This is a genomic window from Nocardia otitidiscaviarum, assembly GCF_007362295.1.
Taxonomy (GTDB): Bacteria; Actinomycetota; Actinomycetes; order Mycobacteriales; family Mycobacteriaceae; genus Nocardia; species Nocardia otitidiscaviarum.
In genome coordinates, this window is the sequence record NZ_CP041695.1 from 6,688,824 (window position 1) to 6,703,163 (window position 14,340).

The 14,340-nt window shown below is 69.3% G+C and carries 12 protein-coding genes; 7 read left to right on the plus strand and 5 right to left on the minus strand.

What is annotated here, in order from left to right; all coding sequences use genetic code 11:
- Positions 1-7: 7 nt before the first annotated feature.
- Positions 8-3,433 (minus strand): transglutaminase family protein, encoded by a 3,426-nt coding sequence (locus tag FOH10_RS30095; RefSeq protein WP_143983209.1) that lies wholly within the window; start codon positions 3,431-3,433, stop codon positions 8-10.
- A gap of 219 nt (positions 3,434-3,652) precedes the next feature.
- Here FOH10_RS30095 and FOH10_RS30100 point away from each other — a divergent pair, with 219 nt between their 5' ends.
- The 3 genes from FOH10_RS30100 to FOH10_RS30110 all read left to right on the plus strand — a co-directional run bounded on the left by FOH10_RS30100 (position 3,653) and on the right by FOH10_RS30110 (position 4,937).
- Complete coding sequence (locus tag FOH10_RS30100; RefSeq protein ID WP_039808675.1) at positions 3,653-3,877, plus strand: hypothetical protein; 225 nt, start codon at positions 3,653-3,655, stop codon at positions 3,875-3,877.
- Positions 3,878-3,914: 37 nt separating this feature from the next.
- The gene (locus tag FOH10_RS30105; protein ID WP_143983210.1) at positions 3,915-4,559 is read left to right on the plus strand and encodes a hypothetical protein; all 645 of its coding nucleotides are present in this window, start codon (positions 3,915-3,917) and stop codon (positions 4,557-4,559) included.
- A gap of 156 nt (positions 4,560-4,715) precedes the next feature.
- Positions 4,716-4,937 carry a hypothetical protein gene (locus FOH10_RS30110; RefSeq protein ID WP_115061502.1) on the plus strand — a complete coding sequence of 74 codons (222 nt, stop codon included), beginning with the start codon at positions 4,716-4,718 and terminating at the stop codon, positions 4,935-4,937.
- Between the two features lie 13 nt (positions 4,938-4,950).
- On the opposite strand, the gene recR is transcribed toward FOH10_RS30110, so the two are convergent.
- Both recR and FOH10_RS30120 read right to left on the minus strand, forming a co-directional pair.
- On the minus strand, positions 4,951-5,559 hold the full coding sequence (gene recR / locus FOH10_RS30115) for a recombination mediator RecR (protein WP_029932835.1): 609 nt from the start codon (positions 5,557-5,559) through the stop codon (positions 4,951-4,953).
- A 12-nt stretch (positions 5,560-5,571) separates the two neighbouring features.
- A complete protein-coding gene (locus tag FOH10_RS30120; protein ID WP_029932836.1) occupies positions 5,572-5,913 on the minus strand; it encodes a YbaB/EbfC family nucleoid-associated protein in 342 nt (113 codons plus the stop codon).
- A 128-nt stretch (positions 5,914-6,041) separates the two neighbouring features.
- Here FOH10_RS30120 and FOH10_RS30125 point away from each other — a divergent pair, with 128 nt between their 5' ends.
- Together FOH10_RS30125 and FOH10_RS30130 are read left to right on the plus strand one after the other, a co-directional pair.
- Positions 6,042-6,854 carry a MerR family transcriptional regulator gene (locus FOH10_RS30125; RefSeq protein WP_143983211.1) on the plus strand — a complete coding sequence of 271 codons (813 nt, stop codon included), beginning with the start codon at positions 6,042-6,044 and terminating at the stop codon, positions 6,852-6,854.
- Between the two features lie 30 nt (positions 6,855-6,884).
- On the plus strand, positions 6,885-7,235 hold the full coding sequence (locus FOH10_RS30130; protein ID WP_143983212.1) for a VOC family protein: 351 nt from the start codon (positions 6,885-6,887) through the stop codon (positions 7,233-7,235).
- 13 nt (positions 7,236-7,248) lie between these two features.
- Here the strand turns inward: FOH10_RS30130 and FOH10_RS30135 are convergent, their stop codons facing one another.
- Entirely contained in the window at positions 7,249-7,683 is a 435-nt protein-coding gene (locus FOH10_RS30135; protein ID WP_143984402.1) for an SRPBCC family protein, read from the minus strand.
- Positions 7,684-7,962: 279 nt separating this feature from the next.
- Between FOH10_RS30135 and FOH10_RS30140 the strand changes: the two genes are divergently transcribed.
- Complete coding sequence (locus tag FOH10_RS30140) at positions 7,963-9,399, plus strand: FAD-binding oxidoreductase (protein WP_143984403.1); 1,437 nt, start codon at positions 7,963-7,965, stop codon at positions 9,397-9,399.
- The gene (locus FOH10_RS30145) at positions 9,396-10,712 is read left to right on the plus strand and encodes a class I SAM-dependent methyltransferase (RefSeq protein ID WP_143983213.1); all 1,317 of its coding nucleotides are present in this window, start codon (positions 9,396-9,398) and stop codon (positions 10,710-10,712) included. The genes FOH10_RS30140 and FOH10_RS30145 overlap by 4 nt, the downstream gene beginning before the upstream one ends.
- Positions 10,713-10,756: 44 nt before the next feature.
- On the opposite strand, the gene FOH10_RS30150 is transcribed toward FOH10_RS30145, so the two are convergent.
- Positions 10,757-14,269, minus strand: coding sequence for a serine/threonine-protein kinase (locus FOH10_RS30150; protein WP_244961434.1), 3,513 nt, complete (start codon positions 14,267-14,269; stop codon positions 10,757-10,759).
- Positions 14,270-14,340 lie beyond the last annotated feature (71 nt).

The following is a 14,340-nucleotide window of genomic DNA, read 5'->3' on the forward strand; positions in this document are numbered from 1 at the left end:
GGCTTGCCTACCGGTCGCCGACCACTCCCCACACCGTCCGCGCCCGCCGCAGATCCAGGATCCCGGGCGCACCGACATCGGTGGCCTGTATGGCCATTTTGGCACGCAGATCGGCGATATCGACGGGTCCCGAAGTATGTCCGGAAGATTCGAACCGCCGGTTGCGCCGCGATTGCGCCTCCACCGCGTTCACCGGAGGCGCGTCGTAGGCCCGGCCGCCCGGATGCGAGACGTGATAGGTGCAGCCGCCGCGCGAGAGTTCCGACCGGGTGTCCACCACATCGAAGACCAGCGGGGTGTCCACGGTGATGGAGGGGTGCAGGGCGTTCGGCGGCTGCCACGCCCGGTAGCGCACGCCCGCCACCTGCACATCCGCCTTCCCGGCGGGCAGCAGCGGCACCGGGTGACCATTGCAGGTGACCAGGTAGCGGCCACGGTCCGCGCCGACCAGCCGTACCTGGAGGCGCTCCACCGAGGAGTCCACATAGCGGGCGGTGCCGCTGGCGGTGGTCTGCTCACCGAGGGTGTGCCACGGTTCGACGGCGGTGCGCAGTTCCAGCTCCATATCACCGAGTACCACCGTGCCGATGCGCGGAAAACGGAACTCGGCGAACGGGTCCAGCCAACTGGTGTCGAAATCGATGCCGTGCGCGCGCAGGTCGGCGGCGACCTCGGCGATATCGGCCAGCAGATGGTGCGGCAGCAGGTAGCGGCCGTGCAGATTCGCGCCGTGCCGGATGAGCGGCGCGGTGTACGGACGCTCCCAGAACCACAGCACCAATGCTCGGACCAGCAGGGACTGCACCATGGCCATGCGGAAATGCGGCGGCATCTCGAAGCCGCGCAGTTCCACCAGGCCGAGGCGGCCGCGCGCGGAGTCCGGGCTGTAGAGCTTGTCGATGCAGAACTCGGCGCGATGGGTATTGCCGGTGAGGTCGGTGAGGAGGTGGCGCAGCGCGCGGTCCACCAGCCACGGTGCCGCGCCCACCGCGTCCGCGCCGCTGCCGCCGCACAGGCGGGCGATCTCGGCGAAGGCGATCTCGAGTTCGTACAGCACGTCGTCGCGGGCCTCGTCCACGCGCGGGGCCTGCGAGGTGGGGCCGATGAACCGGCCGGAGAACAGGTAGGACAGGGCCGGATGCCGCTGCCAGTAGGTCAGCATGGAGACCAGCAGGTCCGGGCGGCGGAGCAGGGGCGAGCGGGCGGGGGTACGGCCGCCGAGCGTGATGTGATTGCCGCCGCCGGTGCCGCCGTGGGTGCCGTCGATGTCGAAGGTCTCGGTGGTCAGCCGGGCCAGTCCGGCCTGCTCGTACAGGGTTTCGAGCAACTCGGACTGGGCCGCGAAGGAGCCGGTGGGCTGGATGTTCACCTCGATCACCCCCGGGTCCGGGGTGATGGACAGGGCGTGCAGGCGGGGGTCGGTGGGTGGCGGGTAGCCCTCCAGCACGACCGGATGGCCGACGTGTGTCACCGCCGCCTCCACCCGGCGCACCAGGTCGAGATAGGCGTCGAGATCCTCCACCGGGGGGAGGAATACGCACAGCCGACCGTCTCGCACCTCGGCCACCAACGCGGTGGTGGGCGCGCGATCGGCAGGCTCCACCACGGCGGCGGGGTTCGATGCCGTGCCGTCCGCACCGAAGGACTGGAGCACGATCGGATCCGGCTCCGGTCGCACCGGCGGCGTCCGCCAGGAGATCGACCCCAGCGGCAGCCGCAACCCGGCCGGAGAATCCCCCTCGGTCAATACGATGCGTCCACGTCGCAGCCGCCAGTCCGCACTCGCCCACCCGCCCTCGTCACCGCGCCGGTGCAGCGGCAGCACGTAGGCGGCGGGCTCGTTCACCGCCGCGTCGAGCCGCGCCAGCAGCGCCTTGCGCGCCTGCACCGAATCCTCGCCCGGCGCGAGATCGTCCTCGTCCTGCACCGGTTCACCTTCCGGCGCACGGACTTTCGCCACGACACGCAGCAGGGGATCCTCGTAGGCGGCCCGCACCTGCGTGGTCGGCAACCCCAATCCCGCCGCCACGTGCGCGATCACCGCCCGCGCGGCTTCCGCGTCGGCCCGCCGAGCGCGGCGCACCACGTCGTTCGGGGCCGACTCATCGGGCGGTCCGGCGGCCTGTCCGTGCCGGGCGGCGAGCTCGGCTGCAGGCGGGAGCCAGGGGTCGGTGAGGAGGTCGGGGCGGGTCCAGAGGGGATAATTGTCGGCGCGCCAGAGCAGGGCTATCTCCCAGCGCGGCAGGGGTTCTCCGGGGTACCACTTGCCCTGGCGGTACTGGGTCAGGCCGGTGGGGGCGTAGATGCGGCGCAGGCGGCGAGCCAGGTCGGCGGCGCGTTCGCGTTTGTGCGGGCCGTCGGCGGCGGTGGTCCACTCGGGGCCGGTCCGGTCGTCGATGGAGACGAAGGTGGGTTCGCCGCCGAGGGTGAGACCGATATCGGCGGCGGCCGTGCGGGCGTCGACGGCCGCGCCGGTGGCGGTGATGCGAGACCACTGGGTGTCGGTGTAGGGCAGCGTGACCCGGGGGTCCTCGTGGATGCGGCGAACGGTGTTGGAGAAGTCCAGGGTGGCCCGGACCGGGTCGGTCGCGCCGGTGATGGGCGCGGAGGAGACCGGATGCGGGGTGGCGGCCAGTGGAATGTGGCCCTCGCCCGCGAACAGGCCGGAGGTGGGATCCAGGCCGATCCAGCCCGCTCCGGGCACGAAGACCTCGGCCCAGGCGTGCAGGTCGGTGAAGTCGACCGGCGGGCCGGAGGGCCCGTCGAGGGAGGGCGCGTCCTGGGCGAGCTGGATGAGGTAGCCGGAGGCGAAGCGGGCGGCCAGGCCGAACCCCCGCAGGATGGACACCAGCAGCCAGGCCGAATCCCGGCAGGATCCGAGTTCGGCGCGCAGGGTGTGGTCGGGCGTCTGCACACCCGGTTCCATCCGGATGGTGTAGGCGACATCGCGGTGCAGCGCCTGATTGAGCGTCACCAGGAAGTCGATGGTGCGCGGCCGGCCCCCGGGTGGATGGCGGCGCACCCAGTCGCGCACCAGTTCCCCTGGGCCGGAGCCGGTCTCGCCCTCGTCCACGGGGCGCAGATAGGGTTCCAGGTCGACCGCCAGGTCCGGCGGATATGTGAACGGGAAGTGCTCGGCGAACTCCTCGACGAAGAAGTCGAACGGATTCACCACATCCAGGTCGGCGATCAGCCCGACCACGATGTCGAGGGTGCGCGCGGGCTCGCTGAACACCAGGCGCGCAAGGAAATTCCCGAACGCGTCCTGCTGCCAGTTGACCCAGTGCTCGGCGGGTGTCACCCGCATCGAATACGCCTCGATGGTGGTGCGCGTATGCGGTGCCGGGCGCAGCCGCACCACATGGGGATGGATCCGCACCGGCCGCTCGAAGGTGTAGGTGGTGCGATGTTCGAGGGAAACCTTGATTCCCATAACCAAGTTCACCACGCCGGCCCCGGTAGCACCCCCAGATCAGCCCACAGAACCCACTTCACGCACCGCTTTTCGCCCGCACCACGCCCCGGGGTACACGACACGCCCGGCACTCCCCCGACGTCAGGCATTTTCCGGACAGTCCGGACGACACGCCGCGGATTCCCGCGACTGTCGGTGCCGAGTGCTAGGACGTAGGGAACGGTTGAAGGAGGCTCCATGGCCAACTCGGTCTGCTCGTCCTGCACATCGGCCCTCGACCACTGTCACGGCACCCTGGTCGAGCACGCCGACCGATCGGTGGAATGCACCGACCCCGACTGCCCAGACTCCGCCCACGCCCGCCACACCTTCATCGTGGACTGCGGCGATATAGCGGGCGGCTGCCAGTGCACACACCCAGAGTCCACCGCCGAGACTCTCCACCTACGCCGAACCAGCTGACCCCTGGGCGGGGAGGCGGGCCAGCTAGCCTGGCGGGGTGAGTTATGACCAGATCCTGCTGCCCTCGGGTGTGGCGCGCACGCCCGCCGAGGTCGACGCCTACCTCACAGCGCAGGAGGGGCAGCCCGAAGCCGGGGTCGTGGCCGAGATCGCCGCGGAGTTGGAGCGGCGCGATGGGGAGCTGCCGGAAGCCGACAGCTTCCTGAGTTCCACTCCGCTCGGCGGCAAGGACAACGGTGCCACGCTGGTCGTTTCCACGCCGTACGACGCCATCGGCCATGTGCGGGCGCTGCTGTTCGAGCTGGCCACGCCGCGCGGCTACGCCGTCTACGATCCGCAGCTGACCTGGCTGGCCGATCCCGCCGGGCATATCCCGGCCACGGTCACACACGGCGGTGCGGGCGAATTCCCTTATGTCACCAAGGAATTGCTCGATCTCTGGCTGCCGGCGCTGGCGGATCCCGGACCGTATCTGATCGTGGAGCGGGGAGATCAGCGGTACGTGCAGACCTACCGTCACCCCGACGGTCGGTACACGCTCGAATACCGCGACGGCTCCCCCGACCGGCACTTCGCCACCTCGGTGGACGATGCGGCCGCGGTGGCCGACCTCATCTGGGCGTGGACCACCGAGGATCGCGCCGACTTCGACGCGCTCGACTGGGAGCGGCTGGAACTCTGATCGAGGCCGACCGGTCGGTCTCGTAACGCGATCGAACGCGTCTCGATTCGGCCTCGCGGCCCCTGATGCCCCGCTCGCGCCGCCCGCGAGCGTTAGCCTTTCGCTGCCCACAGCACGTTCCCGCTTTTCCCATGTCCCATCCGACGAGGGAGAATCATGGAGCTACGCCAGCAAACGCGCCCTCCGGTGCTGATCAGCAAGCGTCTGGTCGTCCTCGCGACCGTGGCCGCCGCGAGCGTCGGCGTCGCGTCGCTGCTCGTCACCGGCACCGGCCCCGGCATCACCCGCAATCACCAGCAGATCCCCTGCCCCGAGCCGGCCGCCCTGGAGATCTGGACCGGCGGCGTCCGCTACCTGGTCGGCGACGTCCGGAGCTGAGCGGCCGGACGGCTCAGAGCGCGCGCCGCCCCGACAGCGCGCGTCCCAAGGTGAGCTCGTCGGCGAACTCCAGATCGCCGCCCATCGGCAACCCCGAGGCCAGGCGGGTCACCGACAGGCCCGGGAAGTCGCGGAGCATGCGCACCAGATAGGTGGCCGTGGCCTCGCCCTCGGTATTCGGGTCGGTCGCGATGATCACCTCGGTGACGTCCACGCCGTCGGCCTGGGTTCCGATGCGGGTCAACAGTTCCCGGATGCGCAGCTGGTCCGGGCCGACGCCGCTGAGCGGGTCGAGCGCGCCACCCAGCACGTGATAGCGCCCCCGGAACTCCCGGGTGCGCTCGATGGCCTGCACATCCTTGGGCTCCTCCACCACGCAGATCATGCTGAGATCGCGGCGCGGATCGGCGCAGATGCGGCACAGTTCGCCGTCGGAGACGGTGCCGCAGACCTCGCAGAAGCGCACGCCGTCGCGCACCTTCTGCAGGGCGGCCTGCAGCCGGTCGATCTCCGGCGGCTCCACCGCCAACAGGTGAAAGGCGATGCGCTGCGCGGACTTCGGTCCGACACCGGGCAGTTTGCCCAGTTCGTCGATGAGATCCTGAACGGGACCCTCGTACACCGGCGTCCTCGATCAGAAGCCGGGCAGCGCGCCGCCGCCCATGCCACCCATACCGCCGGCGAGCGGACCCAATCGCTCGGCGGCCAGATTCTGCGCATTGGCCATGGCGTCGTTGACCGCGCCGATCACCAGATCCTGGAGCGTTTCCACATCCTCCGGATCGACGATCTTGGGATCGATGGCCAGCGACAGCACCTCGCCGGTGGCGCGAATCTTGGCGCGCACCAGCCCGCCCCCCGCCTCGCCCTCCACCTCGGAGGCGGCGATCTCCTGCTGCGCCGCCATGACCGCTTCCTGCATCTGCTGGGCCTGGGCGAGCAACGCCTGCATGTCGAACTGTCCACCGGGTTCCACGGACGTGTTCCTCTCTGAGTGGGGATCGCCGTCCAGCGTAGTCGTGCTCGCGACGGCGGCGACCCGCGCAGCCCCCGCACACCGAAGGTCGTTGACTCTCCCCCGGTAGGAGGGTGTTCCCTTAGGGCATGACAGCGATCGTTCCGATCGGGGAGTTCTCCCGGCTCACCCATCTCAGCGTGAAGGCGCTGCGGTACTACCACGACATCGGGCTGCTGGAGCCCGCGGTGGTGGACGCGCACAGCGGGTACCGGCGGTATTCGACGGATCAGGTGGAGCGGGCGCATCTGATCCGCCGCCTGCGGGATCTGAATATGCCGCTGCCGGAAATTCAGGAGGTGCTGGCCGCCCCGGACCGGGACACCCGGGACGCCGCGCTGCGCGGGCACCTGGCACGCATGGAGGCCGAGTTGCTGCGGACCCGCGATGTGGTGGCGTCGCTGCGCGCATTGCTGACGCCGTCCACCGCGGTCGCCGTGGAATACCGTTCGATCCCGAGCTTCCCCGCCCTGGCCATGGCGGAGACGGTGGCGCGCGACGGCATCGACGCCTGGTGCGAGACGGCGTTCACCGCCCTGTCCGAATCGCTCGCCGCGGCCGACCTCACGCCCGCGGGTCCGGCGGGAGCCACCTACGCGGTGGAGTTCTTCGAGCAGGACAAGGGCGAAGTGGTCGCCTTCGTTCCCGTCGCGGAACGCGACCGGGAACGCGCCGCCGCGCTGGGCTCGGTGGTCGATCTCCCGGCCCGCCGCTTCGCCATCGCCGTCCACCACGGTCCGTTCGACGATTTCGATCGCACCTACGGCGCCCTCGGCAGCCATGTGGCCGAACACGACACCGCCCTGGCCGAACCGATTCGCGAGGTGTACCTGATCGGCCCCGGCGACGCCGCGCCCGCCGACTACCACACCGAGATCTGCTGGCCCATCGGCCGACTCTGAACTCGCCCCACCTGGAAAGGAAGCACCACCATGTCCCTCACCATCGCCAATATCACCATCGACTGCGCCGACGCCGCCGCCCTGGCCGCGTTCTGGTCACAACTGCTGGACCGGCCGGTCGACCCCGACGCCAATCAGTTCTTCGCGACCGTCGGCCGCACGGCGGGCGCGTCGCCCACCCTCATGTTCCTGGCCGTGCCGGATAAGAATCCGGGCAAGAACGTGGTGCATCTGGATCTGGTCGCCGATGATCTGCCCGCTCAGATCGACCGCGCGGTGGCCCTGGGGGCCAAGCACATCGGCGACTTCGACGAGTACGGCGTCCGCTGGACCACCCTCGCCGATCCGGAGGGCAATCTGTTCGATATCGCGGCGGGCTGACCCGATCGCGGGCTCAGGCCAGTTCGCGCTTCAGGTTCTCCAGCACCTCGGCCTGGATCTTCTTCAGGCCGAGCGGGGCGAAGATGCCCTCGAAGATGCCGCCGATACCGCCCGCGCCCTTCCAGCTGGTGCGCACGTTGACCAGGGAGCCGGTGCCCTGCGGGGTGACGGTCCAGGTGGTGACCATGGAGGAGTTCGAATCCCGTTCGGTCACCATGGAATCGGAGACCGAGATGGCGGCGCGCACATTGCGGGAGCGCTTCTCGGTGGCCTGGAGCGTCCACTCCGCCACGGTGCCGGCGCCCTTGCCGCCCTCGACCACCTTGTAGTCGCGGTAGTGCGAGGAGAGGATGCGCGGGCGCACCGTCTCGTAGTCCGCGATCGCCTCCAGCGCCCGCTTCGGTTCGGCCGCCACCACGATCGAGCTGGACGCGCTGACCTGTCCCACCATGAGCTCCTTACTGATTCCCGGCTCTCGGCCTCTTGCCGCCCGGTTATGCTACGCCGCCGCCGGTGCGACGGGATCGGTCCGCTCCGATGTCGGCGGCGTCATTCGGGACCATAAAGTTAGCTAGAGTAACTATTGTCACGGTCCGGATCGGAATAGATTCGCCCCGCCGCAGGTGGCGCCCATCGACACGGATGCAAACTGTGCGTGAAAAACCGCCCCGCCGGTGTGATCCTGCTGGCCGACTCGCCGGGTCCGCGATAGGTTCCACAGGTGGCAGTGAGTCTGTTGGGGAAGGCCGGCCGCGCACCGGCCGCAGTGGAATCGGGTTTCGCCGCGCACCAGGCCGGGGTCGAACGACTGCTGGCGTCCTATCGCGCCATTCCACGCGACGCCGATGTCCGCCTGGCGAAGAAGACCTCCAATCTGTTCCGGGCCCGCGCCAAGAACACCGCCCCCGGACTCGACGTATCGGGATTGACGAAGGTCATCGCGGTCGACCCGGAGGCGCGCACCGCCGATGTGGCGGGCATGACCACCTATGAGGACCTGGTGGCCACCACCCTGCCGTACGGGCTCGCACCGCTGGTGGTGCCGCAGCTCAAGACCATCACGCTGGGCGGCGCGGTGACCGGCCTGGGCATCGAGTCGACCTCCTTCCGCAACGGCCTGCCGCACGAATCGGTGCTGGAGATCGATATCCTCACCGGGTCGGGCGAGATCATCACCGCCACGCCGGACAACGAGCACGCCGACCTGTTCCGGGGATTCCCGAACTCCTACGGCACACTCGGCTACTCGACCCGGCTGAAGATCGAGCTGGAGCCGGTGCCGCCCTATGTGGCCCTGCGCCACCTGCGCTTCCACGATCTGGGCGACCTCGAGGCCGCCATGGGCCGGATCGTCGCCGACCGCGCCCACGACGGCGAGCGGGTCGACTACCTCGACGGCGTGGTGTTCACCGCCGACGAGAGCTACCTGATCCTCGGTCGGCAGACCGACGAACCCGGCCCGGTCAGCGATTACACCGGTATGGACATCTACTACCGGTCCATCCAGCACGACGGCCCCGCGCCGAAGCGCGACCGGCTCACCATCCACGACTACCTGTGGCGCTGGGATACCGACTGGTTCTGGTGCTCACGGGCGTTCGGCACCCAGAATCCGCGGATCCGGCGCTTCTGGCCCCGGCAGTACCGGCGCAGCAGCTTCTACTGGAAGCTCATCGCCCTGGACCACAAGTACGACATCGGCGACAAGCTCGAGGCCCGCAAGGGCAATCCACCGCGGGAGCGGGTGGTACAGGACATCGAGGTGCCCATCGAGCGCACCGCGGAGTTCATGCACTGGTTCCTGCGCGAGATTCCCATCGAGCCGATCTGGCTGTGCCCCCTGCGCCTGCGCGACACCGACCGCGAGCAGGGCGATCGGCCCTGGCCCCTGTATCCGCTGGAACCGAAGCGGACCTATGTGAACGTGGGCTTCTGGTCGGCCGTCCCGACCGTTCCCGGACAGCCCGAGGGCGCGGCCAACCGCGCCATAGAGCGGAAAGTCTCCGAACTGGACGGTCATAAATCCCTGTACTCGGATGCCTACTACGGCCAGGATGAGTTCGCGGCGCTCTACGGCGGGCACACCTACACCGAGCTGAAGGAACGCTACGACCCCCAGCATCGATTACTGGATCTGTATTCGAAGGCGGTGCAACGCAAGTGACGACATTCAAGGATCGTTCCGATGTCTTCGCGGAACTCGGAACCAAACTCACCATTGCCGAGATCTTCGAGACCCTGATCGACGGTGATATGCCCATCCGGTTCACCGCCTACGACGGCAGTACGACGGGGCCCGCGGATTCGGAATTCGGCCTGGAGATCAAGAACCCGCGCGGCGTCAACTACATCGCCACCGCACCCGGCGACCTCGGGATGGCCCGGGCCTACATCGCCGGTGACATGCTCGCCCACGGTGTGCATCCCGGCGACCCGTACGCGCTGCTGAAGGCCATGGCGGGGCTGAAGTTCCGCCGCCCGACCGCGCTGCAACTGGTGGTCATCGCCCGTTCGCTCGGCTGGGAGCTGATGAAGCCGGTGCCGCCGCCGCCCCAGGAGGCCATGCCGCGCTGGCGGCGGGTGGCGTTGGAGGGGCTGCGCCATTCCAAGCTGCGCGACGCCGAGGCCATCCACCACCACTACGACGTGTCGAACACCTTCTACGAGTATGTGCTCGGCCCGTCCATGACCTACACCTGCGCCGCCTACGACAACGAGAATCAGACGCTCGAAGAGGCGCAGGAGAACAAGTACCGGCTGGTCTTCGACAAGCTGCGCCTGCAGGAAGGCGACCGGCTGCTCGATATCGGCTGCGGCTGGGGCGGCATGGTGCGCTACGCCGCCAAGCGCGGGGTCAGGGTCATCGGCGCGACGCTGTCGGCCGAGCAGGCCGAGTGGGCGCAGCGCAAGATTCGCGAGGAGGGCCTGACCGACCTCGCCGAGGTGCGCCACTCCGATTACCGCGACGTGCCGGAGGGCGACTTCGACGCCATCTCCTCCATCGGCCTCACCGAGCACATCGGTGTGCACAACTATCCCGCGTACTTCACCTTCATGAAGTCGAAGCTGCGCGACGGCGGTCTGTTCCTCAACCACTGCATCACCCGGCCCGACAACACCCGCACCACCAAGGCGGGCGATTTCATCGACCGGTACGTCTTCCCCGACGGGGAGCTGATCGGCTCCGGCCGCATCATCTCCGAGATCCAGAACGTCGGCCTCGAGGTTCTGCACGAGGAGAACCTGCGCCGCCACTACGCGCTCACCCTCTCCGAATGGTGCGACAACCTGGTCGAGAACTGGGACAAGGCGGTGGCCGAGGTCGGCGAGGGCACCGCCAAGGTCTGGGGCCTCTACATGGCGGGCTGTCAGCTCGGCTTCGAACGCAATGTGGTGCAGCTGCACCAGGTCCTAGGCGTCAAGCTCGGAGCCGACCAGGAATGGACGGTGCCGCTACGCCCCTGGTGGCAGCCGTAGCCCTCGACGCGAACCGCCCTCGACGCGAACCGCGGACGGTTCCGTCACAGCAGTGAGTCCAGGAACCGGCGGGGCAGCTCCTGCGGCTCCTGTCCCCCGGTGCCCAACGGCATTTCGTGCCGGAGGGTGCGCAGGATGCCGAGCACGCCGGGGCCCGCGTCGAGCAGTGGTCGGGGCCAGTTCAGTTCGGCGCAGCGCACCACCACCGGGGTGAACACGCTGATGGATTCGCCCGCCCAGCCCGCGGTGGACAGGCATTCGGCCAGCAGCAGGGCGGAATCCAATTCGGCTCGGGGACGGCGTTGTTCGCGGATGCGGGCGTGCAGGGCGCGGGCGCGTTTGACGGTGGTGTCATCGGTGCCGAGCGGGGCGATGTCGTCGTTGCCGAAGTAGCCGTCCGAGCCGCGGTAGTGGCGGGCCAGCAGCGCGCGGATGGTGGCGATCTCCTCGGCTTCCGCGGTGAGCCAGGCGGTTCCGGTGGTGTGGCGGACGGCGCGCACCAGCGGTTCGGTGACCTGACCGCCGGTGAGCGGGTCGGGCGGCAGACCCAGGCGCAGGCGTTCGGCGCGAATATGGGCCGCGAGGCGGGCCACCTTGCGGTCGGCCGCGATGCGCGCCCCCTCGTCGAGGCGGGCGGCGGCGGTCTCCAGATCACCGCGCACGGCCTTGACCCGCGCACCGATCACGAAGGTGGTGATGAGGAAGTCCACCGGCCCGATTCGAGCCGTCAGCTGGTGGCTCTGATCGAGCAGCCGTTCGGCGGCCTCCAGATCGCCGCGTCGGTAGGTCATCTCACCCAGGAGCGCCGCCGCCACCCGCACCGCATGCGAGCGCGGTCCGGACCGATCCCGCGCGGTCTGCCACGCCTGCTCGAAAGCCGCGGTGGCGGTGGCGATATCGAGTTGTTCGTAGGCCGCGGCGCCGAGCCCGCACAACCCGAGCACCTCGCCCAGCGGATCGGCGGAGCGGGCGTGATAGGTCGCCGCCCACTCCTGCATCTCGCGCGCGCCGTCGAAGTCGAAATCGCACAACCGCACGAAGGAGGCCAGATTCGCGGCGGTGGACACCGTCCACGCGGGCAGATCGTCGGCCAGGCGCAGACATTCGGCGATGCGTTCGGCCACGCCCTCGGTGCGGTCGCGCGCCACCTGGTCGACGGCCGCCAGCACCGCGGCCTGGCAGCGCTGCCGCACCGCCTCGGCATCGGTCGGCGAGGTGCGGGCGAGCAGATTCGACAGCCGCCCCAGCGCCGAACGCGCCGCGCTCGACTGCTGTAGGTTCACATTCGCCCGCGCCAAGGCCATGAGCAGCTTGGAGCGCGAAGTCACCTGCTGCACAGGCAGTTTCGACACCGTTCCGAACAGGGTGGCCAGTCGCGAACGGTCGATGAGATCCATGCCGCCGTTCTCGACCAGGTCCAGCGCCATCTTGAAATCGGCGGCGGCCAGTGCGTGATCCACCGACTGGCGCAGCATATTGTGCTCGGCGAACCAGCGAGCCGCCTTGCGGTGCAATACCTTCTGTTCCCCTGGCGCGGTGCGGTCCAGACGGGCGCGCAGCTGTTCGGCGAACATGGGCTGCATCCGGAACCAGGTCGGATCGTCGTCGAGCCGGTGCAGGAACAGTTCGCGCTCCTCCGCCTGCTCCAAGAGCCCCGCGGCGTCCGGATCGCCGGTGAGCGCGGCGGCCAACGAGGCGTTCACCCGTTCCGGCACCGCGACCGCGCTGAGGAAGCCGAGCATGCGCGGTTCCAGCCCGTCGAGCACGTTCTCGGCGAGGTACTCGCGAATCGCCTTGGTATCACCGGACAGTCGCGCGATGAGCTGCTCGGGGTCGTGTTCGGAACGCAGTGTCATGCAGATCAGCTGCAAGGCGGCGGGCCAGCCGTCGGTGGCGGTGTGGATCTGCTCGATCTGCCGGTCGGTGAGCTCGCAGGCGGACCGGTCGGCCAGCATCTGCCGCGTCTCCGCCTCGGTCAGCCGCAGCTGCCCCGACCCGATCTCCACCAGTTCGTCGGCCACCTGCATCCGATTCAGCGGCAACCCGGACCGATCCCGGCTGGTGATGACGAATCGCAGGTGGTGGCAACCGTTGTCGAGCAGTGCCTCCAGCACCCGCTGCGCGCCGGTATCGGTGCTGCGATGCCAGTCGTCCACCACCACGACCACGGTGGACCCGCTGGCGTGGATCTCGTCGATGAGCGTGGACACCGCGAACGGCACCGCGTCGGCGGGACGCTCCTCGAGGGCCTGCTCCAGGCCCGCGCCGAGCTCGGGCCGCACCCGCCGGATGGCGGCGATGATGTGGGCGAGCAGCCACACCTCGTTGTCGTCGTCGCTGTCGATGCCGATCCAGGCCACCGCCACGCCGCGATCGGTGAGTTCGGCGCACCACTGCGCGGCCAGGGTGCTCTTGCCGAAGCCCGCCGGGGCGTGGATCAGCGCGAGCCGCCGCTGCCCGGCCGCCCGCAGCGGTTCCAGCAGGCGAGGGCGCGCCACCGGTTCCCGCGCCGGGGTGGGCGGCCGGAATTTGGTGACGGCGGTGGGGGGCATCGTGGTGCCGGTATGGGCGGCCTGGCTGCCGGTGGCGGTGCCCGCGCGGGTTCCGCCGAGCGGCGGGAAGCTCAGCGACCGCCGCGGCGACGTCACCACCGTGCCACTGCGCACTGGTGAATAGGATTGGGCGGCAGGAGATTCCGCCGACACGTCCGACTCGGGCGGGCCACTGTCGAGCAGTGCCATCTCATCGGGCACCTGACCGTGCTCGCGCTGCACCGTGCGCAGCATCTCCCCGAATTCCACCGCGCTGGCGGGCCGGTCGCGTGGATCGGGCGCCATGGCCGCCTCGATGGCCGCGGCGACGTCGGCGGGGATGTCCTGCTCGCGCAGATCCGGCAGCGGCTGGCTGGTGATGCGCAGGAACTGGGAGACGACCTTCTCCCCCACCTTCCGCTCGAAGGCCGCGTGCCCGGTCAGCAGGGCGAACAGGGTGGCCCCGAGGCCGTAGACATCCGAGCGCACGGTCGGCTCCTCGCCCTTGAGCACCTCGGGCGCGGTGAAGGCGGGTGATCCGGTGATCATGCTGGTCGAGGTGCGGAATCCGCCCGGAATGCGAGCGATGCCGAAATCGGTGAGCTGTGGTTCCCCGTACCGGCTGAGCAGGACGTTCGCGGGTTTCACATCGCGGTGCAGCACGTGCGCCCGATGCGCGCTCTCGATGGCTCCGGCCAGTTTGACCCCGACCCGCACGGTGTCCGACCAGCTCAGCGGCCCGCGGTCGCGCACGAGCCGCTCCAGCGAACCGTGCACGGCGAAGGGCATGACGATGAACGGCTGTCCGCTCGCCGTCACGTCCACCTGCAGGATCTCGACGATATTGGGGTGTCCGGACAGTCGCCCCATGGCCTGTTCCTCACGCAGGAAGCGCTCCCGGCTCTCGTCGTCGATCTCCGAGGACAGCACCTTCACCGCGACCTCGCGGTCCAGGGCCCGCTGGGCGCAGCGGTACACCACGCCGAACCCGCCCCGTCCGATCTCCTCGGCGTCGAAGAGTCCCATCACCTCGAGCTCGTCGACCAGGCCGACCGGAAGGTAGTTCTGCGTGTTCGTGTCGGCTGGAGTTGTGTCTG

Bases quoted from the DNA above. Each gene is read 5' to 3' on its own strand.
- FOH10_RS30095 (WP_143983209.1), bottom strand. From the start codon at position 3,433: ATGGGAATCAAGGTTTCCCTCGAACATCGCACCACCTACACCTTCGAG.
- FOH10_RS30100 (WP_039808675.1), top strand. From the start codon at position 3,653: ATGGCCAACTCGGTCTGCTCGTCCTGCACATCGGCCCTCGACCACTGT.
- FOH10_RS30110 (WP_115061502.1), top strand. From the start codon at position 4,716: ATGGAGCTACGCCAGCAAACGCGCCCTCCGGTGCTGATCAGCAAGCGT.
- FOH10_RS30125 (WP_143983211.1), top strand. From the start codon at position 6,042: ATGACAGCGATCGTTCCGATCGGGGAGTTCTCCCGGCTCACCCATCTC.
- FOH10_RS30130 (WP_143983212.1), top strand. From the start codon at position 6,885: ATGTCCCTCACCATCGCCAATATCACCATCGACTGCGCCGACGCCGCC.
- FOH10_RS30150 (WP_244961434.1), bottom strand. From the start codon at position 14,269: ATGGGACTCTTCGACGCCGAGGAGATCGGACGGGGCGGGTTCGGCGTG.